Source organism: Paracoccus sp. (in: a-proteobacteria), from assembly GCF_030536915.1.
GTDB lineage: Bacteria > Pseudomonadota > Alphaproteobacteria > Rhodobacterales > Rhodobacteraceae > Paracoccus.
Window position 1 is genome coordinate 1 of the sequence record NZ_JAUNPC010000112.1, and the last position, 2,410, is coordinate 2,410.

General features: G+C 75.1%; 1 protein-coding gene. It reads right to left on the bottom strand.

Annotation, left to right across the window (positions count from 1 at the left end; translation table 11 throughout):
• Positions 1-2,375 (bottom strand): hypothetical protein (locus Q4F04_RS13910; RefSeq protein ID WP_303370404.1); only part of this gene is annotated, 2,375 nt, incomplete at its 3' end.
• Between the last annotated feature and the right edge of the window lie 35 nt (positions 2,376-2,410).

The window sequence follows — 2,410 nt, forward strand, 5'->3', positions numbered from 1 at the left end:
CTGGTGGCCTGCGGCCGTGCCGCTGCCCGCGGCGCGGCCTCGGGGCGCGGGGGGGGCGCCGGACGCGCGGCGGCGGGTGCTGCCGCCTGAGGGGCACGGGCCGGGACTGCCGCCCGGTCGGGCGCGGGTGCCCGAGACGGCTGAGAGCTTTCCGCTGGGGGCCGCGAGCTTGGCCGCTCCGAACGGGTCAGCGCGCTGCGACCGGGCACCACTGCGGGAAGCGGATCAGCCTGCGAGGCCGAGGGAGCGGCCGCAGGCGCCGGGCGCCGCGGTGCATTCGACGGCCGGATCGCCGGGGTCGGCTGCGGGGCCGGGGCTGCCGCAGAGGGTGCCTCTGCCCGGTCAGCAGATGCCTCGGGGGTCGTCGAAGGAGCGGTGACAGGCGGCGTTGCAGCGGGTTCCGCGCCGGTGGCCGGTGCAACCGGGTTTGCGGCAGCGGAAGCGGCATTCGCAGCGGGTTCGGGGGCGGCCGGGACCGAAGGGGTTGCCTGCGTTTGCGCGGGCGCGCGTTCAGTCGGGGCCAGCGCGCTTGTCCCGGCGGGGAAAGCGGCAGGCGCCCCCGCGTCGGGCCGGGATGCCTCGGCAGGCTCGTCCCGTGCCGCCGCTGGCGCCACGGGTTCGCCGGACGTGGGTGCCGGAACCGGAGCCGCATTGGCCGCAGAGGGCGTCGTCGGGGCAGAGGTCGTTGCAGCGGCCGGATCGTTGCCGGACGGGACCCGGGCAGCAGGCTCCCGCGCGGGTGCGGCGATGCCTGCAGGCGATTCGGCCGGTGCCGTCGCGGGGGCGGAAGACGCGGGCTGCGTCGCCTCGGTTGCGGGCGGCACGGCGGCCGCACCTGCCGGAACCGTGGCTTCAACCGTCGGTTCGGCAGCGGCAGGCGGCACCGTTGCTGCCGGACGCACCGGCGCGGGTTCGGGCGCGGTTGCCGGGGAAGCAGCCGGCTGCCTGGAAGGCGGGGCTGCAGGCGGCGGGGCCACAGGCTCGGGCGTTGCCGTCGCTGCAGGCGGCGTTGCATCTGCCGTCGCGCTTTCGGCTTCCATGGGTGGTGCGGCAGTCTGCGTGTCGCGGGGATCGGGCGTCGCGAAAGCCCAGATCAGCACCAGTCCAAGAAGCAGCGCGCCCAGCATCACCAGCAGCGCGCCGATGCCGCCGCGCGCGCCGGGGTGGCGGCCGGACGGAACCGCCGGACCCTGGGGAACGATAGGCTCCCGGCCGGGCGAGACGCGTGCTTGTTCGGAGGGCGAAGCCATGGGACGACGCGCTGCGGGAACCATCCTGGAAACCCCACGGTCCTTTGGCCCGGTGCCCTTGCCCGCTGCGGCCGCCGCAACCGCTTGCGCCGGGGAAGCGATGGGCCGGGCGTCGGCAGGCTTGTCTGCTGCAGCAGAGATGGTCGCCGCTGCCGGCGCGGGGGTGTTGTCCTGCGTGGCCGGATCGGTCCCGGACTCGGCTGCAGGGCTGCCAGCCGGAGTTTCGGGCAGGGTTGCGGCATCCGCCTCTGCCTGCGGCGGCTGAGAGGAGAGGTCGCTGCGGCCCTTGTCCAGTTCCTCGGCTCCGGCCTTCTCTCCGGCATCCCCCGCGGGGGCGCTCATGGCAGCGCCCGGGGTCGATTCGCCCCTATCTTCTGCTTCATCCGCGGGCGGCAAGGCCGCCGGGGAAGCCTCGGCATCAGAGGCAGCGGCGTCCGGCTGCGCGGCGGGCGAATCCTGCCGGGCGGCGATTTCCGCCTCTCCGCCATCATCGGCAGGGCCACTGTCAGCCGTCCCGGGTGGCGCATCGGCCACGGGCGCCTTTGCCGCCTCGGGCGCGGGAACGGCCGGGGCATCCTGCGCGGCGTCCGCCGGCAGGTCGGCATCGCCAAGGGCTGTCTCCTGCGCCCAGTCCTTGCCGCCGAACTGGGGGGTCGCGGGAAACACCCCTTCGGGCGGGTCCGCCAGGAAGCCCTCGGCCGCGAAGCCGTGGCGGCGGGCGAAATCCTCGGCCTCGCGCAGCGTCTGCCGCGCCACCGCCGCCACGCGCACGTCGCGCGCCCCCTCGGGCCGCCAGTCCCAGGCCAGGTCGGCCACGGGATAGGGCGTCAGACCGTCCAGCGCCCGGCCCAGATCGGCGGTCCTGCGGACCTCCTCGCCCACCGGCAGCGAGGTATAGAGGATCTGGTCGTCGGGGATGATCAGCGCCACGCGCGCATCCGGCCCGTTCGCCGCCAGCTTGCGAAGCCGCGTCATCTCGGCCCGGAAATCCGGCGCATCGAAGGCCGCGGCCGCCTTTTCCGTCCACTGGATGGATGTCGCGGCGGGCGAGCCCGCGCGTTCCATCAGGTGGACGGCCTCACTGCTGAAGGACAGGGCGAATTCGGGCGCGGAACGCGTGCTCATGGCGGGGCTTTTCCGTTCTGGCCGGTCGTCGTTCA